Here is a 20,220-nt window from a genome sequence, read left to right on the forward strand (position 1 = left end):
AATGGAGCGGGTGAAGAGAATCGAACTCTCATCATCAGCTTGGAAGGCTGAGGTTTTACCACTAAACTACACCCGCATTTAATTTTAAAGTATTTTCAGAAAGAAAGAATGGTCGGGAAGACAGGATTCGAACCTGCGACCCCTTGGTCCCAAACCAAGTGCTCTACCAAGCTGAGCTACTTCCCGTAAAATATGGTGCGCCCGGCGGGAGTCGAACCTACAACCTTCTGATTCGTAGTCAGATGCTCTATCCAATTGAGCTACGGGCGCTAATTTCTATGATGTTATTGGTGCGGCCGAGAGGAGTCGAACCTCCACGGGGTTTCCCCCACTAGGCCCTCAACCTAGCGCGTCTGCCATTCCGCCACGACCGCGAAAGCGACTTTGTAAGTTTAACACCTTTTCAACTTGATGTCAAGAAGAAAAATATCAGTGCGGGTGAAGGGACTTGAACCCCCACGCCTTGCGGCGCCAGATCCTAAGTCTGGTGCGTCTGCCAATTCCGCCACACCCGCGAAAATAAATGGTGAGCCATGAAGGATTCGAACCTTCGACCCTCTGATTAAAAGTCAGATGCTCTACCAACTGAGCTAATGGCTCTAAATAAAAATGGCTGGGCTAGAAGGGATCGAACCTTCGCATGACGGAATCAAAATCCGTTGCCTTACCGCTTGGCTATAGCCCAATAATCAAACACTAATTAACAGCCAGGATAATATTATATCACGATAATATTTATTTGGCAAGTTTTTTTTAAGAAAAAATGGCGGTCCCGACGGGAATCGAACCCGCGATCTCCTGCGTGACAGGCAGGCATGTTAACCGCTACACCACGGGACCAGTATTTTGATTGTGTATAATAAAGTGACCCATACGGGATTCGAACCCGTGTTACCGCCGTGAAAGGGCGGTGTCTTAACCGCTTGACCAATGGGCCTTGATATAAAAATATGTAACTGGCGGAGAAGGAGGGATTTGAACCCTCGCGCCGCTTACGCGACCTACACCCTTAGCAGGGGCGCCTCTTCAGCCTCTTGAGTACTTCCCCAAAAAAAATGGCTCCGCAGGTAGGACTCGAACCTACGACCGTTCGGTTAACAGCCGAATGCTCTACCACTGAGCTACTGCGGAATAATGAAAATTGGGTTCCTTTTTCACGCTCAAGGACCTTAGTGTTTGTCGTTAAGGACAAGTTGTTATCTTGTCGACTCTTATGATTATAAAGAGGTTGCAACCTAAAGTCAAGAGTTCTTTTGTGTTTTTTTATTTTTTTGTTTTTTGCTCCTTAAACCCTTGGTAAATCAATGTTCCACGACATTTACCACAAACGAAACGGGTAGTGTCGATTCGTTTTTTTCTTATATATACCTGCTGACAGTCTTCACATTTATATTGAATTGTATTCATCTTTTTCTTTAATTGGTTAGATGGCAGCGGCTCGCAAAATCTCGGTGCCCCCACTTTTTTGAGTAAATGCTTAAAATCCGCATCACGATGCTGGTACCCCTTCTTCTCGATGTGCAGATGGTAATGGCACAATTCATGCTTAATGATTCCAATCAATTCTTCCACACCGCGTTCATCAAGATACTTCTTATTTATTTCTATATTGTGTGAACGGAGCAAGTATCGTCCTCCTGTTGTCCGGAGACGCGGATTAAAACTCGCTTGGTGTCTAAAGGCCTTTTTAAAGTCTTTCAACGAAATTTCTTCCACTAGTTTTTGCAATTGACGATTATCCATTTCCCCCTCCCTTTCCTTGGTAACATGACAACCCATTATAACATAGACTAATAATACAATAGGAAACTAAGGGAGGAAAAGCTATGCCTAATTGGTTCCAGAATCAAATCCGCAAAGCCTTTTATGAAAAGGATTATTATCAAGTGAAGATGTTGAATCAATGTTGGTTTTTTTATCAAAAGAAAGAAAGTCTCAGATTATAGATTCGACATTGTTCCAAATATAAATACATCATTTCAAAAAAACCCCTTCTAATATAGAAGGAGCTTACCTTAGGCTAGTTTTGATCCTTTGGCTCGAGCATCGTTAAAGATACCCTTTGCTTTTGGGAGTCAACTAGTTCGACCCAGACTGTGACAACATCCCCAACGGCAACTACATCCAATGGGTGCTTTACAAACCGGTTGCTCAGTTTAGAAATATGCACCAGTCCATCCTGTTTAACACCGATGTCCACAAACGCACCAAAATCCACAACATTCCTCACTGTACCTTGTAACTCCATCCCAGTTTGCAGATCCTCCATTTTTAGTACATCCTGCTTAAGCAGCGGTTTTGATAACTCATCCCGAGGATCTCTTCCCGGTTTCATCAAATCATCGATGATATCTTTGATCGTAATTTCCCCAATTTCCAATTCATTGACCAAATCAGCAGGATTTAGCTTACCTAACTCTTCATTCAGTGCATCACTGCCTAAATCCTCAGATGTGAATCCCATTTTCTTCAATAATTTATTCACGGCACTGTAGTTCTCAGGATGTATCGCGGTTTGATCTAAAGGTTCATCTCCATTAATGATACGTAAGAATCCTATACATTGTTCATATGTTTTGGCACCAAGCCGGGGAATCTTCTTTAATTCCTTCCTGCTTTGAAATTTCCCTTCCACTTCCCTTTTCTTCACGATATTTTGAGCAACCGATTTTGATAAACCAGCTACATATTGTAAGAGAGACGATGAAGCCGTATTGACATTAACACCCACCTGGTTAACAGCTGTTTCCACTACAAAGGTGAGGGATTCCGTTAACTTTTTCTGAGACACATCATGTTGATACTGGCCTACCCCCACAGATTGCGGATCAATTTTAACAAGTTCAGCAAGAGGATCTTGAAGCCTTCTTCCTATCGAAACTGCGCTTCTCTGTTCAACTTGAAGATCCGGAAACTCTTCACGTGCTATATCTGAAGCTGAATACACACTGGCTCCCGCTTCATTAACAATGATATATGAAATGTTCCCTTTCACTTCTTTCAAAATATCTGCAATGAATTGCTCTGATTCACGTGATGCCGTTCCATTGCCGATTGCCACGATCTCAACCGAGAACCGCTGAAGTATATCGATCGTTTTTTCACGGGCAGCATGAAGTTTCGCAGCAGGAGGATGCGGATAGATTACACTGATATCAAGTACCTTTCCGGTTTCATCAATGACAGCGAGCTTACAGCCAGTCCTATATGCCGGATCTAAGGCGAGGACCACTTTTCCTTTAAGCGGAGGCTGCAAGAGCAGGTTCCGGAGGTTTTCAGAGAAAATGTGGATAGCTTGATCCTCAGCTTTTTCCGTCAGCTCTTTTCTGATTTCCCGCTCTACAGAAGGCATGATCAAACGCTTAAGTCCATCCTCTATCGCAGATTTAAGAACAACTTGGGCTTCAGATTTGTTATTTTTAATGATTTTACGTTCCAGATGACCAACGATGACTTCAGACCGGGGCTGAATGGAGATTCGCAAAACCTCTTCCTTTTCACCTCTGTTCAGCGCCAACACCCGATGAGGTACGATTCTTTGAACCGGCTCCTCATACTCATAGTACATTTCGAAGATTTTTTTCCCGTCCTTCTCTTCATTTTTCACAGTTGAAATCACTTTTCCAGCTTTGAAAATTTCGGCCCTTATCCACTTCCTTAATTCTGCATCATCGGAAATATGTTCAGCTATGATATCCTGCGCACCTGCAATAGCCTCTTCAATAGAAGGAACTTCTTTTTCTGCCGATATGAATTCGGCTGCCTTTTCGCTGACTCGAGGATGCATTTGGCATTCCAAAAGCCAATTAGCCAGTGGTTCAAGCCCCTTTTCTTTAGCAACTGTCGCTTTCGTTCTCCTTTTTTGTTTGAATGGCCTGTATAAATCCTCGACTTCCTGCAGTTTTGTTGCCTTTTCGATTTGTTTTGTTAATTCTTCCGTCAATTTCCCCTGTTCACCAATTGAACGAGTAACTTCCGCTTTCCTCTGGCCAAGGTTTTCTAGATAGTTCCATCTTTCCATAATGGAACGAATCTGCACTTCATCAAGTGAACCCGTCATTTCTTTTCTATACCGTGCAATAAAAGGGACAGTATTCCCCTCTTGCAGCATCTGTATGACGTTTTGAACTTGATGATTTTTCAAAGTCAGCTCATTGGATATTTGTTTTATTAATTCTTTTAATGTATCTTCTACAACGATCATTTTGTATACCTCCAACCTTTTGCTCTAATATATATAGTCTAGCAAATGAGCGATGAAGTTGCGAATTCCATACAAAAAAGCTCACTTCCGAATTATGGCGAAAGTAAGCTTCCTAAAATGAAAGTTGTATCATCTGCAGTTAATGGACTGCTTTTTAATATGCATTGGGCGTTCTTATCGATAGGGACCAGCCTTTTTAAAAAAGACTTAGCTCCCTTAAGTTCCAAACCATCGGAATGAAGAATGAATTTAGCATTTGGTTCATATTTGTATCTTTGCGTCCTGTATTTTTGTTTCCTGCCGGATAAATACCCTGTAACAGGTAAAGGGTAAACGAGTTTATCGTCGTTTGGATTATACAGGAAAAAGCGGATGTTACCCACTGAACTGTATACAAATTCATTCTTATCATAAAAGATTTTCAAAATGGAAACGGCTGCCCCCCGTTTATCGACTAAAACTTGATTGCACACTGCCATTAGTGCTTCCACATCCAACTCATGATTACGTTTCACTTCCTCGATGACGGCATGGGAGGAATCGTATGCATTTTTCCCGCTGCCTAGCCCATCTGCCAGGACACATACAAAGTATTCTTCCGTATGAAGAAAAAAGTAATCATCACCACAGTAAACCATCCCGTTTTTAGACGATTGTGAGACAAGGACTTCTATTTTTTCTCCCCTTAGAATATCTTTGATCACTGAATTAACTCCGAGTTTTCAGCATTAATGGCTTCTTGAAGTTTCTTTATCGCGCGGCGTTGGAGCCTTGACACATGCATTTGGGAAATCCCAAGCTTATCGCCAGCTTCTTTCTGGCTTAAATTCTCTAAATAAGTATGTTGAATGATCATCTTTTCACGGTCACTCAGCACATGAAGCACCTTTTCAAGCACAAGTCGCTGATTGACCTTTTCAAAACCTTCATCGACATTTCCGAATATATCAAGCAATGTGACAGTGCCGCCATCAGAATCCGCCTCAATAGAATGATCCACGGATAAAGCTTGATAGCTTTTTCCCATTTCCATCGCCTCTAAAACTTCTTCCTCGGTCACGCCAATACTATCGGCTATTTCATCTATTCTTGGTGAACGGTGCAGAGTTGTCGTTAACTCCTCGACAGTCACCCTGATTTTCGGACCTAGTTCCTTAATTCTCCTTGGCACATGGACACTCCATGTTTTGTCACGAAGGAACCTTTTGATTTCCCCGATAATAGTAGGGACGGCAAATGCCTCAAAGCTCTTACCGAAAGATTCATCATATCGTCGAATGGCACCTAATAGACCAATCATGCCGACTTGGGAGATATCCTCCTGAAATGATTTCCCTTTCGCATACTTACGGGAGATTGTTTCAACCAAACTTTTATAATGGATGACGAGATTACTCTGTGCTTCTTCATCTTGATTCTGCTGGTAAGCTCTGATCCATTCATTTACCTGTTCTCTTTGTGCCTGATTAGGTTGAGACTGTTTTTGCATCCATCTCCACCTGCTCTCCTTCTAAAAACTTAGTCATAAATACAGTAACCCCATCATGCTGATGAATTTTTACATCATCCATCAAAGTTTCAATAAGGTAAAGACCCAAGCCTCCTTCTCTCAAAAGTTCGACTTTTTGTCCATTTTCGTATGGACCTAGCCCTTGACGAACCTCCTCGAAATTACAGCTCTTGCCACTATCGGAAACCATGACCTCCAAACGGTCAGGATAAAGGCCGAAACTTACTTTCACTTCACCTTTTTCAGAATCCTTGTATGCATGCTGTACCGCATTTGTACAAGCCTCACTGGTAGCGATTTTCAAATCCTCTATTTCATCATACGCAAATCCCATCCGGCTTCCAATTCCAGAAAGCGTTAACCGAATGACACCGATGAATTCTGGTTTTGCAGGTATTTTCATTTCGATGTAATCATATACTTGACTCATTCTAACCCACCCTCTGTACCACTTTTTATATCAATGATATCTGCAAGACCTGTTATATCAAATAAACGTCGTAACCTTTCCGATAATCCAACTAACGTGAACTCGCCATTATGTGCCCTAACACTTTTAAAAGCACCGACAAATACCCCAAGTCCCGTACTATCCATATACGAAACTTCAGTTAAATCAATAGTAATCGAAACATTTTCCTGCTCTGAAATTGGAAATAGTGATTCTCTTAGTTTCGGCGCAGTATAAGCATCGATTTCACCTTTTAGTTTTACATTAAATTCAGTATTCAATTCATTAACATCTACTGTTATATTCATCCTTGACCCACCTCTTCAAATCCTCTTCATTCCTATATCTATACCCAGCAGTAACAATGCTAAACATTTGATTTTAAAATTATTAATGTAAAATCATCCCTCAGTTGGAAGTTCTGCATTTTCTCCAATTGTTTATATATATTATTCACCATTTCCTGGGCTTGCAAATGCATATTTTTTTTAATCAAACCAATAAGCGTTTCCCTTTCTATGAACCCATCATTCGTGCGGCACTCCGTTACTCCGTCAGATAATAGAATGATCATGTCGCCACGATTCACCGTTTTTTCATATTGGCGATACCTTGTTTTTTTATCAACGCCAAGCAACAAGCCCTTTGCATCCAAATCGCTAAAAGTACCTGTAGCTGCGTCATAGTAAAATCCAGGTTCATGTCCGGCTGAAGCATAGGAAAATTGCCTGTCATGCGGATCATATAAACCATAGAACATGGTTATGAACATGCTTGGATCAACATTATGCTCCACAACCCGGTTCAAACTCTCAAGTACACTTTTCGGTTCATGACGATGCTCCGGAAGACTGTCCATCGCATATTTGATCATCGACATGCACAGCGCAGCAGGGATCCCTTTTCCTATGACATCGGCTATCCCAACACCTATACGCTCATTTTCATCCTGGACGAAGTGATAGTAATCCCCGTTCATCTGCCTCGCAGGAACACTGATCGCCCCAATTTCAAGAGCTTTGATATCAGGTATTTCCGTTTCCAAAAGAGTATGTTGAACGTTTGCCGCTATCTCGATTTCCGTTTTCAATTCCTGCTGTTGATGTCTGAGGCTTTGATGTTCACGGTATGCAATGCCGTAGCCCATCATGACTTCTAGCAGAAAATCGAAAGAATCCAATACTTTTCCCGGTAATTCCGGGTAAAGTTCCATTAAGTTATTTTTATGCATACTTATGATTTCTTCTGGAGATATATTGTATTTGATATGTAGGCGGCTAATCTTCTGCCCTTGATAGAGTGCCTGCTCATTTTGGTCTTTAAGATAAGTAGAAAGCGCCTCATGATACTTTTTCTCCATGTTCTCCCTAATATCCATAGTCCCCCCCTAACGGAGCCATTTCGTCGCGATAATCTTAGTCCCTTCACCCGGTATCGATTCAATATCAAAGTCATCCATTAAACGTTTGGCTCCAGGAAGGCCTGCCCCCAGCCCCCCTGAGGTGGTATATCCATCTTCCATGACTCTGCGGATATCCTCAATTCCCGGCCCTTGGTCTTCTGCAATGATTTTCAATCCTGACTTCCCATTTATATTTAGCTTTTCTATGCTAACACTGCCTTGTCCAGCATATAGGTATATGTTTCGGGCCAATTCGCTAATGGCCGTTGTGATTCTGGCCTGGTCTACAGTACCGAACCCCAACTCTTTAGCGACATTTCTTCCGAGCTGCCTTGCAGCTACGATGTCCCATTCATTTATGATTTTTACGCAGGATTGGAACTCCATTCTTTAATCCCCCAATTCCTGTTGTAATTTCTCCAGGCCTTTCTCTAAGTCTAATGCTGTCAGAACATCATCGAGACTAATTCCTAGTTCAATCAATGTTATTGCAACAGCAGGCTGGATTCCCGTAATTACAACTTTGGCCCCCATAAGCTTAGACATGCTAAAGACATCGCCTAATACCTTTGCGATAAAAGAATCAATAAAATCTATTGAGGTAATATCTATAACTACGCCATTCGCGCTTGTTTCATGAATCTTATGCAGTAAATCCTCTTGAAATTGGAGCGCTGTCATATCATCCAATTCCCACTGTATAGAGACTAACAAGCAGTCATAAAGCTTTAATATCGGAATCCTCATCCTTATCCCTCCACCTTTACGATCTTACGGCTCGTTAATTCCAACGCAACTTCTATCCCTTTTTTCAACGTATTTTTTGTAATCACTTCATTTAAATTAATGCCAAGATTAACGATGGTTTGAGCAATTTCAGGGCGGATGCCGCATAGTATACATTTGGCGCCCACTAAGCGGACTGCTTCCGCTGCTTGAATGATATGGTGGGCAACCATGGTATCCACGACCGGCACGCCCGTTATATCAATCAGAACAACTTCAGATCTATGCTTAACCACGCCGGTCAGCAGGTTTTCCATTATCTGTTTGGCACGTTCTGTATCTATCGTACCAACCAAGGGCATGACCGTAATGCCTTCCAATACGGGAATGAGCGGTGCCGAAAGTTCTTGCAACGCTATTTTTTGCATGGAAACCGTTCTTTCCCAAGTTTGGGTATATATATTGACTATTTCATTATTTATCGGTGTCGCCCATTTATCCAAATGGTTAACAAGATTGACTTGATTATCCGGAGTAACGAGACCCTTTTCCACCATTCCATTTATGACAATTAACGTGAATTTATGAAGTCCTTCATTGACGAAAGTAAGAGGCCATCCCAATTGGACGACTTTCTCGGCAAAATCTGAAAGCTTCAATGTGAATTCCTTGTTTTTACTATCAACGTTCGTGATGATCATATCTATAAATTCACTGCTCGTTTGCGTGAACATTTGATCTGAGACGACTTTAATTAATCTTTCGTCCGTGCTTTCCTTCATGATGCCCATCCACTCAGTAAGGATGTAATCTTGATTTTGCTTAATAAAATCGTAAACCAATTGATTCATAATATCCTCCCATTCTAACACAATTGCTATGCTTCCCTGTCCACGTCACAAGGATGTTAACTAACTGTAATGTTATGCCATTTGGATTTCCTTAGAGGCTTTTTTTAGGTATTTACAACATAACTATATACCCGAAATTCAGGTAAGAAAAACATCATTCCAAGAAAAGTTTGGAGGATACTATAAAAAACTTTCAAATATCTTATTGTATACTGTTTTTATTCGTCAAATTTTTTATATTTCCTCCCTGTTTACTTTTTGGACACATGTTTATGTTAATTCATAAAAAAAACACGATTCCCACAGTTCAGGAATCGTGCCATCTAAATAATATCAAGAATGATTTGTATTATAATAACGCCCGGTTTAACGGGAAAAATTTTCTTTAAAACTCAATGAGGCCTAAACTTATTTGCAAAGCTTCATTGACTTTTTGCATCATCGGTTCGTCAAGATGCGTAATTTTATCAGTTAAACGCTGCTTATCGATTGTCCGGATCTGTTCTAATAAAATGACGGAATCCCGTTCGAATCCGTACTTTTTTGCATTAATCTCAACATGTGTAGGCAATTTCGCTTTTTGAATTTGAGCTGTAATGGCTGCCACGATCACAGTCGGACTAAAGCGATTACCAATATCGTTTTGTAAAATTAGTACCGGACGGGTTCCACCCTGCTCTGAACCGACTACCGGGGAAAGGTCTGCGAAGTATACGTCACCACGCTTAACAACAATCAATGGCTCAGCCTCCGCTAACTAATCGTTCAACGCAATGACCAGCCTCGAATTCAGCCTGGAAGGCTTCAGAAGCAATCGTTAAATTAATGGCCGCCATTTCAATATAACCGCGTTTCATCGATTCACGAAACTCTTTCTTTTTACGTTCGCGAAGATACATTTTTGTGGCACGATAAATAAATTCACTGCGATTCACATTTTCCTCACTCGCATACCCGTCTAACTCTGTTAAAAAATTTTGAGGTAATCGAATTAATATCTCTCTTGTTGCGCTGGATTCAGACACAAACATACACCTCCACCATCACTACACACCTTTATTATATATCCTTTTCAATATTACCATTAAAATGCCTATCTGCAAAGAGTATATTCTATTCTCAATCCTATTATCAGCATAATAAAGGAAATCTTATTCACAATCTTAGGATTTTTTTACAATCCGCTCATTCCAAAATGAAGTTGCGTACATGATTCACCTGATTTTCTTTCAAATATATGCGGGGCACTCTTGCTCCTATCATGCATGTCACCTCATAGTTGATCGTTTCCAGTTTTGCCGCTATCTCATCGACAGTAATCGATTCATCCCCATCATTCCCGATTAATGTGACCACAGTTCCTACAGGGTATGGTCCAGGCAGCTTGATCATGCATTGATCCATGCAAATCCTTCCAACTATGGGCACTCTTTTTCCATCCACAAGAACTTCCTGACCTTGCAGCTTACGGATCCAGCCGTCAGCATATCCGATTGGCAAAGTTCCAATCCATTCATCACCTTCAGCCGTATAAGTCGCTCCATAGCTAACGCTTTCACCCTTAGCAAGCTGTTTAACCGCGACCATCTCCGTTCTCAATGATATAGCCTGTTTTAATGGAAATGGCAATATCGGCTTCATCTCCATGGAAGGACTCAAACCATACATGGAAATCCCCATTCTTACTGCATTCCATTCTGAATCGGTGAACCTTAGAGAAGCTGCACTATTGGCTGCATGAACATATTCCGGCTTTCCCGTCAATTCGGAAAGCATCCCTTTAAAAAAGGCAAGCTGCTTTTCATATAAGTCCGTCTTCATTTCATCCGCAGTCGCGAAATGAGTGAATATCCCTTGGAAATTGAAACAAGTTTCCCTCTTAAGCAAACTTTCCACTTTCATGAGTTGACCTTTATCTCGAATGCCGATTCTCCCCATGCCGCTATCCACTTTTACATGGACTTGCAAAACTTGTCCCGGTTTCAACAAATCCTTTGCCTTCTCCAACCATGCTTCATCGAAAACCGTCACGGAAATACCATGCTCGGCAGCAAGCGCTGCACTTTCAGGCCTAGAAGCCCCAAGGACAAGAATCGGAGCCAATATACCTTTATTCCGTAAGGCAAGAGCCTCATCCAAAAAAGCTACACTTAAAAAATCCGCCCCCGCATCAAGCGCCGTTTTAGCCACTTCATAGTCCCCGTGGCCATAAGCATTGGCTTTGACGACAGCGAAAAGACTAACGCCCTTTTTCAGACTTTTTTTCATTGAAGAGATATTTTCAAAAATATTATCCAAATTTACTTCTGCCCACGTATCTCGATGAAATACTTTTGTTTCCAAGACCTTTTCCTTCTTTCCTATACTCACCATAAGATTCTTCCCAGTAGCGAAGTTTTCGTTTCATTATAGGACCATTCTATAACCAACCGCTAGAAAGATAAAGTGCTTTTTCACCTTGATCCTCATTTCCCGGCTGCCAGCCTAAATCAAATAATGGGTTAAAAAAGGTCAACAAGCCGCTTCCCCGCCTATCCTTCCCAGAAGAAAACCTTCGTAAGGAGACGGGAAACATCAGCTTGTTATGTAATCCTATTTGACTGGATCTTCCCCAACCGAACGGGCGACTTCTATCATCTCTTGCTGTGACAAATCCTTTGATGCTAGCATGTAATCGACACCTTCAAAAGTCCATGCAATCGTATTTCCCGTCATGGCCCCGACAGTATAACCCAAATCAACAGGTTCTCCATTCACATTCGTCGAAACGGAAGTTTGGACTACCTCAGCTTTTTCCTGAACTAATGTAAAACTTTTTGTACCCTCATAGGTCAAAACGACACGTTCTCCCTTTTCCGTCGTAATTTCTTTTTCTTCCGTTAAATTCATATCGCCAATATTTTCAGGGTATTTCACTGCAAACCCCTCATTTTGGACTTCTGCCATAACGGGAGCTTCAAGTTGTGCACTTGTCATGTTTTTCTTCATGTCAAAGGAATCTTTATCAAAACTCGTATCGAATTTTACTTTTGAGAATTCAACAAGAACCAAAGCGGTCCTATCAGGGTCCATGACTTTTACACTGACTGGGGATAAATCCTTTTTGTTTATAGTAATCTCTTGATATGGCAACATTTTATTGTTTTGGTAGCGCGTTTTCGTTTCAAAGACATAGTGTTTATCCGTTGCTTTATATGTTGCACTTTTATCTTCCGTAATGTCTTTCACCAACGACTCGAACAAATAGGCCTGACTGCTGTTCTCCGGCCACTCGCTTTGAAATTTAAAACTTTTATTCAAAGCAGGCGTCAAAACGTATACACCATCATCATTTTTCAAAATCATCTGGCTTTGATCTTTCTCTTCATTTTTCAGATTCACGCGGTAAAAAGAAGGGTCCTTATGCCAAATCTCCACATTATACACTTGAGGTTCTGTCCCCATCTTTAATGTCATCTTCGCGTTAGCTTTATATCCTTTCATTTCACCAAGCTTCTCATTCAATTCACTAACTACGTCACTCTGCGATTTTTGGCCGCAAGCAGAAAGAGCAAGCAAGAGCATGATCCCTGCAAAAAGCATTACCATCTTCTTCATCTTTTCAACCCCTTTTTGTCATTTGAACGTAAAAGGGAGAGGAAAAGGCAGGATCCGGACATTGGCTCGACTGATGTCTTAAATTCCTCAGTATTTTAGACAGGACCATTCTCGATCCGGCTAAAAACTTTTCGAGAGCACCTACTCTGCCATGTACCTTTTACCGGGCCTTGTCTCCCTATAGCACTAAATGTATATGAGACAACCTTAAGGTTTATGACCCGATTGGACAAAACTCCATTCACCCTTCAATTACGACTTGAGCAACCGCGTAATCCCTGCTATGGCTAATCGAAAGATGGACCCCTTCAGAAAACGGCTTTGAAATCACCGGCTTTCCTTTATCATCCGAGATGATTTCAATATCCAAAAAGGATAAGTGCTTACCGATCCCTGTACCGTTCGCTTTGGAAAATGCCTCCTTAGCTGCAAAACGGCCAGCAAAATACTCGACCTTCCTTCTTCCATTTAACTTTTCAAAAATCAAGATTTCACTTTCCGTCAATATACGCTCCTTTAAACGGGGTTGCCGATTAATCATTGTTTCCATTCTATCCAACTCAGTAATGTCCACGCCTATACCTTTAATCACTTTGACACCTCTTCTATTAATTTAATAAGTTGCATATCATTAGGAGGACTCTTTTACATGAAAATGATAATATTTTATCCAATTAAAAACGATATAAGGAGGAATTTATGTTTACAAGAACAGAAAGCTTCCGCGAATATGCAAATTCTTATCGAGCTGTAACTGTGCTCATACTCATTATGATGCTTGTATTCGTTCTCGTCCTTTTCCCCGCACTTCCCGGCAATGTACTCTTTTATTATGGCACAGGTGTGAATTTATACATCGCTGATGGACAATGGTGGCGTTTGATCACCCCCATCTTTCTACATAGCACGTTTACACATTTACTGTTTAATGGATTCTCACTTGCCATCTTTGGTCCATTCCTGGAGAAATTACTTGGGGCCTTCAAGTTTTCAATCTTCTTTTTATCGACAGGGATCCTTGCCAATATCGCAACCTTCCTGATTAACCCACTGACATATAACCACGTAGGTGCTAGCGGAGCAATTTTTGGTTTACTCGGATTCTTTCTATATCTTGTACTGTTCAATAAAACCAATTTTACGAACAACGAAAGAAATACAGTATATACATTGACCGGAATTGCCATTATCATGACTTTCATCCAACCGCAGATAAACGTTGTCGGTCATTTGGCTGGAATGGCAACCGGCTTTTTAACCGCTCCATTATTCCTAAGAAAAAAATGGTAGGCCAAACAGCCGACTCTTCCTTTCAATCATTGGGAGTCGACTGCTTTTTCAGGTAAATACCATGATTTAATTATTAGGCAATCCTTTTCTTCCATATCAGCAACCATACCGACCCGGGAGGTAATTCCTGATTTAATCGATGCTGTAATGGTGACTAATTCTTTTCGATTCTGAAACCAGCTTTTTTTATATGTGATTGATTGAATTCTGCTTCTCTGCATGATCAATGTTTGCTTCGTGAAAAAACGGCTGCTCAATAGTAATAAATTCCCTTCTATGCTCCAACCTGCATCTCTATATTGCATGTATGCCCAAAAAATCGCCAACGGTACAAGCAAGAAGGAAAGATAACCCCAAGGTCTGAAAAACCATACCAAGGCACCGATGATCGGGATAAGGTATAGAAACTTTCGAAACACATACCTGGAAAGTGCACGCTTGGGTATTGGTTTCATCTTCGTATCCGTTTCATAAACCGGTAAAATTTCCAGGATTTTTCCCTGTAAATGCTTCTTTCTGATTAAAGGGAACAGCATGATGGAAAGACTTTCTTTATCTTCCATGCTCCCTCCCGCATATTCAATATAAACCGTCGCCAATCCCAATGGCTTTCGAATTAAATTCTCCATGATCCGGATACCTTGAATTTTATGGATAGGGATTGTCAGCCGTCTTTTCTCGAGAAGCCCCCTGGAAATAACGATCTCCTCATCCGTTTTTATCACGGTAAAGGAAGCGTATTTAATTACCATACTTAATGTGGCCAGCACATAAACCGCCAATAAAGCCACAAGGGCAAACAAGGTCAGAATGAAGGTCCCCATTTCAATAAAATCTTCATAATCCTTAAATATTCTCTGAAAAGGTATCATTTCATCGAACTGTGAAATAAAAGCGACTGCCCCGGATAGGAAGACACCTACCGCTCCCGAAGTGGCAGCCATAGCGAATAATTGCGGCAGTGTCTGCTTAAAAACGGAAGATGATTTTGCAACAATTTCATTATCCGCGACTTCATCTTTATCCCTATCAAATGGGTTATACGCATTTTTCCCCTCACTTATATAAGCATTGATTCGATCCGCATCACTTTTCCTTATGGCTGATAATACGGCATCCGCCTGAGACCCGCCTGCCGTTTCAATATTCAGCTTCACCAGGCTGAATAACCTCTGGATGATGCCCTCTGATATATCTATGCTATGAATCCGATCAAACTTTATATACCGTTTCTTCCTTACGAATACCCCGGACTCAATTCTGAATTCTCCCTCTTCGATCCGATATGTAAAGCGTAACCATTGCAAGAAAGCATTCCCTATAATCAAAAGTATAATAATGGCAATGACCAGCGGTTGTATCCATCCGGGAATTCCTTCATTCTTCCCAGGAATGACGACCACTAATAAAAAAGGGATGACTAACTCCTTAATCGATTTAATGATGTTAAGCAATACAGCTATGGGGTGAAGCCTTTTAGGATCAGACATCTTCTTCCTCCACACTTGCCATTCTCGAAATATAATGCCGCAATTCATCCGCCTCTGCAAGGTCCAAGGCAGGGATAACATGAAGAGTCGCTGCAGTGGAAATTTCAACGGAGGCTAAATCGTATTTTCTTAATAATGGCCCTTGCTTCGTTTCAACATGCTGAACCCTTATCATGGGTATGAGTGTTCTTTTAATGATGAAAATACCGCTTTGGATATCAATTTCAGTATTTCTTACTTCGTAACGCCACCTCTTCCATTTAACGGACGGAATCAGAAAGATGGCCAGATAGGATTGGATTGTCGAAATTAGGACCAACGCGCCAATCACCCAATATGTCCAATCAAAAATGATTGTAAGCACGAGTACGGCGATGCTTATAATCCAGGTTATTGAACAGCTTATAAGACCACTGATTTTCCATACGGTTAAGGCCTTATTCGATATACGATTTTCAGGTTCCATGTGCTTCTCCTCTTCCGGACAGGTAATGCTAATTGAATCATCATCATCCATCCTTGCTTTCATCCATTATACTATATTTAAATACTGGAAATTAACCCCTTTTCAAACAAAGGCTGTGGGCATTCCATCCAAAAACCGCGGATACCTTACATGAAGAAGTTGGTGATGCACATAAAAAAATGCCGCTCAAATGAGCGGCATTCCCAATTCAATTAAATCTTATTAGTTTTTTCTCTTTTTTGGCTCGTGCTGCGGTTTCCGTAACCATTCGATTTACGGTTCGTGCTTGGGCGTTTCCCTGATCCGCTGCCGTAATCTTTTCTGCCTGAAGAACTGCGGCCATTGCGCTGTCTGTTGCCAGAAGAACTGCTTCCTCCGCGATTGCGACGCATTGGAGACGGAGATTCTTCCGTTAACTTGATAGGCGTTTGATCCGGTTCTTTTGTCATTGATTTAAGCATGGCTGCAACTAAATCCGCTGCGCTATGTTTTTGTAATAATTCTTCCGCTTGACCAAGGTATAAAGTTAAATCCTCATTCTCGATTGTATTAAGGATTTTTTCCGTTACTGCTTTTTGTTGACCTTCCAACGCTTCAGTTAACGTAGGAGTCTTAAGTTTCTCCATACGTTTTTTCGTTGTATGTTCAACTGCATGCAGTTGGCCTCTTTCTCTTGGTGTTACAAACGTAATGGCTATACCATGTTTACCCGCACGTCCTGTACGTCCAATACGGTGAACGTAGCTTTCCGGATCTTGAGGGATATCAAAGTTGTATACGTGAGTAACGCCGGAAATATCAAGTCCACGTGCAGCAACATCAGTAGCAACGAGTACATCGATGCTGCCGTCTTTAAACTTTTTCAAAACAGAAAGGCGTTTTGCCTGACTAAGGTCACCATGAATGCCCTCAGCCATATAACCGCGGATATTCAATGCAGATGCCAATTCATCGACACGGCGTTTCGTACGTCCGAAGACAATTGCAAGATCCGGTGTTTGAATATCGAAAAGGCGTGCAAGTGTATCGAATTTTTCACTTTCTTTTAACTCCAAGTAATATTGTTCGATACGATCCACTGTCATTTCTTTTGCTTTTACACGTACAAGAACTGGTTCCCGCATGAATCTTTCAGCAATTTTACGGATCGGATCAGGCATTGTAGCTGAGAAAAGCAATGTTTGCCTTTCGTCAGGAACCGTTGAAAGGATCAATTCGATATCCTCAATGAATCCCATGTTAAGCATTTCATCCGCTTCATCAAGAACTACAGTGTGAACTCCGCCTAATTTAATATTTTTACGTTTGATATGGTCTAAAAGACGACCTGGCGTACCAACGATAATATGTGGTTTTTTCTTTAAAGCACGGATTTGGCGGTCGATGTCTTGTCCACCATAAACAGCAAGTACACGAGCGCGTTTTCCGTAACCAAGCTTGAAAAGTTCCTCGGAAACTTGAATGGCAAGCTCACGTGTAGGTGCAATGACAATCCCTTGCACGTTTTCGTTATTAATATCGATGTTTTCCATCAATGGAATACCGAATGCTGCTGTTTTACCTGTTCCCGTTTGCGCTTGACCAATGATATCTTTACCTTCAAGTGCTAGAGGTATCGTTTGGGATTGAATCGGGCTCGCTTCTTCAAATCCCATTTTTTCTATTGATTTCATGGACGTTCTATCTAATCCTAATTCGCTAAACAATGTCAATGTTTTCGTACTCCTTTTTATATCGTAAATTTACACGTGCATTCATGGATCATGCACAGATGTTTTAGTTCAAATCCTCATCATCATGACGGATGTTCTTCTTTATCTCTTATAAAAAGTTTATCATTATCACCTAAAAGTATGTCTGCCTTTTAGTTCAAATGAACTCAATATGATTTTTTAAAAAGGAAATATACCAGTACGGACATTCACTGGCATTTTTAACTTCGCGCACGTGTAGACTTATCATTAACCTACGCTCATCTTTTTAAAAGTACATGTAACCAAAATTAAATTCAATATGGAAAATTAAAAGTAGCATAAACGGGTGTTTCACCGTTTTATTCAGGTGAGGGCTGCTGCACCTATTATTCATCAGACTTAAAAAGACTGTATGAACAAAACTTGACGAGAGCCAAGATTCTTATACAAAACAGGCCCGGTGCGTTGAGGATTTGCAGAAGTGGAAAAGCGCTTAAATGCGGCTTGATTCCCTAATAGCTACTAAAGCCGCCAAGAGATGCAGCTTTTATATATGACCAGACGCGAGGCCTATTTAATCTAAAATAATCTCAAGAATGAACTCATGAAACATGTAAGAACATACAATTTTGTTGCCTCAACCTGATTAATTTTAAATAATCATCAATGATAAGACATTTAAACTCATACTCATATTACCATTTTCAAACTGTTAATGCAATAAAGGATATCGCCCATTCAGAGTTACTAAAAACTTTAGACAGTTTCAAAAATGAAAAAATTAGTCATTTCTTCCTGTTAAATATGCAGCCGTGACACTTTTGAGTAAGAATATCGCTTGTTCATTCAATAATGGGCTAAAAAAACACATGGACTGACTATTTCATCAATAGGTTCACCGTTTTACTATATCCATTTATGCGTAAGTGGATTCAAACTTAGACAAATTTGAAGAAAGCGAGTTTTTCTACAGTTTTTTATTTAAAAACCGTTCCAGTGGCTTCAGAAATCCAATTAGGAGGATTTCACAAAACCGGAACCTAATCCTGTTAAAATCATGGTTCGGGATGAGAGCATCCCGGCCTCTTGTCGACTAACTGTATCCAATTAAATTTTTCACAAAACGAACATCCATTTATATATGATATGAGTTTAAATCAAATAGTTTCAACAAACCTTTTTCAGGAAGGATTAAAATCTAACGATAACCCCCTTCCACGATTACCCCCGTTGGAAGAAAGGGCTAATCACGAATGAATTTCCAGGTATATGGAATCATTCATTTTTCGAAAATTTCATCTTTTTGTGTAAAAATTATAGTAAATTAGTCTAAATACAGTATGATTGACCTATCAACAAATCAACGGGGGGTTATATGAACATATTCACAATAGATGTTCCTTTATGTAAGGATTTTGGTCGAATCTTAAAGAAAATGAACAAGAAAGTCACTTTTTTGGAGGATCCACTCAATCAAAGTCATCTATTCGAAGATTCATCGGACTTAATGAAATCATTATTTATTTTGCCTTTGCACATATCAACAGATTCTTGGCAGCAAACTTCTTTATTTGCCTTAGCTGAATCTCACGAAATCCCTATCTTATTCATTTACAAACGCGCTTTAGGAATGGAGCCCCCTCATACCTTACCGGAAAAGACCTTTTATGAAACCATGGCAGTCCCTGCCGATTCAGTAGAAGTCCGGATTAAATTAAAGTCACTCAAAAACATCAGCATGCAATTGTTTTCGGCAAAAATGAAGGGGCAAGAGCTTGAAAAGATACACCAAAAATCAGCAAGAAGCCTGCGAATTGCAAAGGGGATTCAACTTTCAAGTTTACCTTTGTCGATCAATAATGAAGATATAGAGGTCAAAGGCCTTTTTCAGCCTTCGAGTGAGCTTTCTGGGGATTTATTTTACTGGGCGGAGGTCGGCGACAGGATATACGGCTTCATCATGATCGATGTATTTGGAAAAGGTATCCACACAGCACTTATAAACATGTCCATAAGGACTTTGATGCCCGACCTTATCAAACGGGTAAAAGACCCCATTTACATAACAGAGGAACTGGGAAAACATATTCGGGATCTATTTCAAGGAGTTAATCGGGAAAACAAAAAACATGCTCGTATTACAGCCTTCATCGCATACGTGAATACAAAGGATCGACTCATCGAATATGTGAACTACGGACTTCCTTCGGCCTTTTTGTATTCCCCATGCACCAATCAAATTCTCAACTTAAACGAAGGGGCCACCCCAAGCGGACTGATCCCCGAATTGCCCATAAAAAAAATAGTCTTTCATTATGAACCAGGAAGCCGTTTCATCATCTATACAGACGGACTGTCTAAAACGCCCATACCTTCCGCCATTGACCGGTCTGACAATATCGAGAGGGAATTCATTGAAAATGTCCATCTCGATACAAATGACCTTCTTCAGGAGCTATTGGTCTCAAGGATGAGGCATTCAATGATTAACGATGACATCTGCATTATAGCCGGGACACTGTTTTAAAGACAATAAAAA

General features: G+C 40.7%; 21 protein-coding genes and 11 tRNA genes. 3 read left to right on the forward strand and 29 right to left on the reverse strand.

All coding sequences use genetic code 11. The features are described 5' to 3' along the window. Window positions 1–2: 2 nt before the first annotated feature. The 12 genes from OTG27_RS25555 to OTG27_RS25610 form a co-directional block, all read right to left on the reverse strand. Window positions 3–76 (reverse strand) — tRNA-Gly (locus OTG27_RS25555). A gap of 33 nt (window positions 77–109) precedes the next feature. Beyond that, window positions 110–186, reverse strand: a tRNA-Pro gene (locus tag OTG27_RS25560). Window positions 187–193: 7 nt separating this feature from the next. Beyond that, window positions 194–270 (reverse strand) — tRNA-Arg (locus tag OTG27_RS25565). A gap of 18 nt (window positions 271–288) precedes the next feature. Further along, a tRNA-Leu gene (locus OTG27_RS25570) sits at window positions 289–374 on the reverse strand. 59 nt (window positions 375–433) lie between these two features. Next, window positions 434–515: transfer RNA gene (locus OTG27_RS25575), tRNA-Leu, on the reverse strand. A 9-nt stretch (window positions 516–524) separates the two neighbouring features. Beyond that, a tRNA-Lys gene (locus OTG27_RS25580) sits at window positions 525–600 on the reverse strand. A gap of 10 nt (window positions 601–610) precedes the next feature. Next, window positions 611–685, reverse strand: a tRNA-Gln gene (locus tag OTG27_RS25585). Window positions 686–764: 79 nt separating this feature from the next. Then, window positions 765–840 (reverse strand) — tRNA-Asp (locus tag OTG27_RS25590). 25 nt (window positions 841–865) lie between these two features. Next, window positions 866–937 (reverse strand) — tRNA-Glu (locus tag OTG27_RS25595). 20 nt (window positions 938–957) lie between these two features. Continuing rightward, window positions 958–1,048: transfer RNA gene (locus OTG27_RS25600), tRNA-Ser, on the reverse strand. Between the two features lie 8 nt (window positions 1,049–1,056). Next, a tRNA-Asn gene (locus OTG27_RS25605) sits at window positions 1,057–1,131 on the reverse strand. A 132-nt stretch (window positions 1,132–1,263) separates the two neighbouring features. After that, window positions 1,264–1,743: a SprT family protein gene (locus OTG27_RS25610; RefSeq protein WP_063574480.1), complete on the reverse strand. Its 480-nt coding sequence runs from the start codon at window positions 1,741–1,743 to the stop codon at window positions 1,264–1,266. Between the two features lie 83 nt (window positions 1,744–1,826). Here OTG27_RS25610 and cmpA point away from each other — a divergent pair, with 83 nt between their 5' ends. Beyond that, on the forward strand, window positions 1,827–1,946 hold the full coding sequence (gene cmpA / locus OTG27_RS25615) for a cortex morphogenetic protein CmpA (protein ID WP_089364909.1): 120 nt from the start codon (window positions 1,827–1,829) through the stop codon (window positions 1,944–1,946). 74 nt (window positions 1,947–2,020) lie between these two features. Here cmpA and OTG27_RS25620 read toward each other — a convergent pair whose 3' ends face one another. The 14 genes from OTG27_RS25620 to acpS form a co-directional block, all read right to left on the reverse strand. Continuing rightward, entirely contained in the window at window positions 2,021–4,204 is a 2,184-nt protein-coding gene (locus OTG27_RS25620) for a Tex family protein (RefSeq protein ID WP_268938498.1), read from the reverse strand. Window positions 4,205–4,296: 92 nt separating this feature from the next. Then, entirely contained in the window at window positions 4,297–4,908 is a 612-nt protein-coding gene (locus OTG27_RS25625) for a PP2C family serine/threonine-protein phosphatase (protein WP_222620049.1), read from the reverse strand. Then, window positions 4,905–5,693 (reverse strand): RNA polymerase sigma factor SigB, encoded by a 789-nt coding sequence (sigB, locus tag OTG27_RS25630; RefSeq protein ID WP_034306363.1) that lies wholly within the window; start codon window positions 5,691–5,693, stop codon window positions 4,905–4,907. Before sigB ends, OTG27_RS25625 begins: the two co-directional genes overlap by 4 nt. Further along, entirely contained in the window at window positions 5,671–6,144 is a 474-nt protein-coding gene (rsbW, locus tag OTG27_RS25635) for an anti-sigma B factor RsbW (RefSeq protein ID WP_034306366.1), read from the reverse strand. The genes sigB and rsbW overlap by 23 nt, the downstream gene beginning before the upstream one ends. Continuing rightward, window positions 6,141–6,473 carry an anti-sigma factor antagonist gene (locus OTG27_RS25640; RefSeq protein WP_034306369.1) on the reverse strand — a complete coding sequence of 111 codons (333 nt, stop codon included), beginning with the start codon at window positions 6,471–6,473 and terminating at the stop codon, window positions 6,141–6,143. The genes rsbW and OTG27_RS25640 overlap by 4 nt, the downstream gene beginning before the upstream one ends. Window positions 6,474–6,532: 59 nt before the next feature. Further along, window positions 6,533–7,543, reverse strand: a complete 1,011-nt coding sequence (locus OTG27_RS25645; protein ID WP_034306371.1) for a PP2C family protein-serine/threonine phosphatase — start codon at window positions 7,541–7,543, stop codon at window positions 6,533–6,535. Window positions 7,544–7,552: 9 nt separating this feature from the next. Then, window positions 7,553–7,954 carry an anti-sigma regulatory factor gene (locus OTG27_RS25650; RefSeq protein WP_048682056.1) on the reverse strand — a complete coding sequence of 134 codons (402 nt, stop codon included), beginning with the start codon at window positions 7,952–7,954 and terminating at the stop codon, window positions 7,553–7,555. Between the two features lie 3 nt (window positions 7,955–7,957). Next, window positions 7,958–8,314 carry an STAS domain-containing protein gene (locus tag OTG27_RS25655; RefSeq protein WP_034306376.1) on the reverse strand — a complete coding sequence of 119 codons (357 nt, stop codon included), beginning with the start codon at window positions 8,312–8,314 and terminating at the stop codon, window positions 7,958–7,960. A gap of 2 nt (window positions 8,315–8,316) precedes the next feature. Beyond that, window positions 8,317–9,144 carry an RsbT co-antagonist protein RsbRA gene (locus tag OTG27_RS25660; protein ID WP_214807355.1) on the reverse strand — a complete coding sequence of 276 codons (828 nt, stop codon included), beginning with the start codon at window positions 9,142–9,144 and terminating at the stop codon, window positions 8,317–8,319. A gap of 385 nt (window positions 9,145–9,529) precedes the next feature. Next, window positions 9,530–9,880: a type II toxin-antitoxin system PemK/MazF family toxin gene (locus OTG27_RS25665; RefSeq protein ID WP_034306610.1), complete on the reverse strand. Its 351-nt coding sequence runs from the start codon at window positions 9,878–9,880 to the stop codon at window positions 9,530–9,532. 7 nt (window positions 9,881–9,887) lie between these two features. After that, complete coding sequence (locus tag OTG27_RS25670) at window positions 9,888–10,169, reverse strand: CopG family ribbon-helix-helix protein (protein ID WP_034306380.1); 282 nt, start codon at window positions 10,167–10,169, stop codon at window positions 9,888–9,890. 160 nt (window positions 10,170–10,329) lie between these two features. Then, window positions 10,330–11,517, reverse strand: a complete 1,188-nt coding sequence (gene alr / locus OTG27_RS25675) for an alanine racemase (RefSeq protein ID WP_268938499.1) — start codon at window positions 11,515–11,517, stop codon at window positions 10,330–10,332. A 219-nt stretch (window positions 11,518–11,736) separates the two neighbouring features. After that, the gene (locus tag OTG27_RS25680; RefSeq protein ID WP_268938500.1) at window positions 11,737–12,741 is read right to left on the reverse strand and encodes a LolA family protein; all 1,005 of its coding nucleotides are present in this window, start codon (window positions 12,739–12,741) and stop codon (window positions 11,737–11,739) included. A 241-nt stretch (window positions 12,742–12,982) separates the two neighbouring features. Next, window positions 12,983–13,333: a holo-ACP synthase gene (acpS, locus tag OTG27_RS25685; protein WP_268938501.1), complete on the reverse strand. Its 351-nt coding sequence runs from the start codon at window positions 13,331–13,333 to the stop codon at window positions 12,983–12,985. A gap of 107 nt (window positions 13,334–13,440) precedes the next feature. Between acpS and OTG27_RS25690 the strand changes: the two genes are divergently transcribed. Continuing rightward, complete coding sequence (locus tag OTG27_RS25690) at window positions 13,441–14,031, forward strand: rhomboid family intramembrane serine protease (protein WP_057277208.1); 591 nt, start codon at window positions 13,441–13,443, stop codon at window positions 14,029–14,031. A 26-nt stretch (window positions 14,032–14,057) separates the two neighbouring features. Here OTG27_RS25690 and OTG27_RS25695 read toward each other — a convergent pair whose 3' ends face one another. The 3 genes from OTG27_RS25695 to cshA all read right to left on the reverse strand — a co-directional run bounded on the left by OTG27_RS25695 (window position 14,058) and on the right by cshA (window position 17,699). Next, a complete protein-coding gene (locus OTG27_RS25695) occupies window positions 14,058–15,521 on the reverse strand; it encodes a PH domain-containing protein (RefSeq protein ID WP_268938502.1) in 1,464 nt (487 codons plus the stop codon). Next, window positions 15,514–15,987 carry a PH domain-containing protein gene (locus OTG27_RS25700; RefSeq protein ID WP_034306614.1) on the reverse strand — a complete coding sequence of 158 codons (474 nt, stop codon included), beginning with the start codon at window positions 15,985–15,987 and terminating at the stop codon, window positions 15,514–15,516. The genes OTG27_RS25695 and OTG27_RS25700 overlap by 8 nt, the downstream gene beginning before the upstream one ends. 212 nt (window positions 15,988–16,199) lie before the next feature. Further along, window positions 16,200–17,699 carry a degradosome RNA helicase CshA gene (gene cshA, locus OTG27_RS25705; RefSeq protein WP_034306393.1) on the reverse strand — a complete coding sequence of 500 codons (1,500 nt, stop codon included), beginning with the start codon at window positions 17,697–17,699 and terminating at the stop codon, window positions 16,200–16,202. A gap of 1,357 nt (window positions 17,700–19,056) precedes the next feature. Between cshA and OTG27_RS25710 the strand changes: the two genes are divergently transcribed. Further along, on the forward strand, window positions 19,057–20,208 hold the full coding sequence (locus OTG27_RS25710; RefSeq protein WP_268938503.1) for a PP2C family protein-serine/threonine phosphatase: 1,152 nt from the start codon (window positions 19,057–19,059) through the stop codon (window positions 20,206–20,208). The last annotated feature ends 12 nt before the right edge of the window (window positions 20,209–20,220 follow it).

This window comes from Peribacillus sp. AS_2, assembly GCF_026891895.1.
GTDB lineage: Bacteria > Bacillota > Bacilli > Bacillales > DSM-1321 > Peribacillus > Peribacillus frigoritolerans.

Bases quoted from the DNA above. Each gene is read 5' to 3' on its own strand.
- OTG27_RS25655 (WP_034306376.1), bottom strand. From the start codon at position 8,314: ATGAGGATTCCGATATTAAAGCTTTATGACTGCTTGTTAGTCTCTATA.
- OTG27_RS25660 (WP_214807355.1), bottom strand. From the start codon at position 9,144: ATGAATCAATTGGTTTACGATTTTATTAAGCAAAATCAAGATTACATC.
- OTG27_RS25710 (WP_268938503.1), top strand. From the start codon at position 19,057: ATGAACATATTCACAATAGATGTTCCTTTATGTAAGGATTTTGGTCGA.
- OTG27_RS25645 (WP_034306371.1), bottom strand. From the start codon at position 7,543: ATGGATATTAGGGAGAACATGGAGAAAAAGTATCATGAGGCGCTTTCT.
- OTG27_RS25620 (WP_268938498.1), bottom strand. From the start codon at position 4,204: ATGATCGTTGTAGAAGATACATTAAAAGAATTAATAAAACAAATATCC.
- OTG27_RS25690 (WP_057277208.1), top strand. From the start codon at position 13,441: ATGTTTACAAGAACAGAAAGCTTCCGCGAATATGCAAATTCTTATCGA.
- OTG27_RS25700 (WP_034306614.1), bottom strand. From the start codon at position 15,987: ATGGAACCTGAAAATCGTATATCGAATAAGGCCTTAACCGTATGGAAA.
- sigB (WP_034306363.1), bottom strand. From the start codon at position 5,693: ATGCAAAAACAGTCTCAACCTAATCAGGCACAAAGAGAACAGGTAAAT.
- OTG27_RS25680 (WP_268938500.1), bottom strand. From the start codon at position 12,741: ATGAAGAAGATGGTAATGCTTTTTGCAGGGATCATGCTCTTGCTTGCT.
- OTG27_RS25640 (WP_034306369.1), bottom strand. From the start codon at position 6,473: ATGAATATAACAGTAGATGTTAATGAATTGAATACTGAATTTAATGTA.
- OTG27_RS25695 (WP_268938502.1), bottom strand. From the start codon at position 15,521: ATGTCTGATCCTAAAAGGCTTCACCCCATAGCTGTATTGCTTAACATC.
- cmpA (WP_089364909.1), top strand. From the start codon at position 1,827: ATGCCTAATTGGTTCCAGAATCAAATCCGCAAAGCCTTTTATGAAAAG.
- rsbW (WP_034306366.1), bottom strand. From the start codon at position 6,144: ATGAGTCAAGTATATGATTACATCGAAATGAAAATACCTGCAAAACCA.
- OTG27_RS25650 (WP_048682056.1), bottom strand. From the start codon at position 7,954: ATGGAGTTCCAATCCTGCGTAAAAATCATAAATGAATGGGACATCGTA.
- OTG27_RS25610 (WP_063574480.1), bottom strand. From the start codon at position 1,743: ATGGATAATCGTCAATTGCAAAAACTAGTGGAAGAAATTTCGTTGAAA.
- alr (WP_268938499.1), bottom strand. From the start codon at position 11,517: ATGGTGAGTATAGGAAAGAAGGAAAAGGTCTTGGAAACAAAAGTATTT.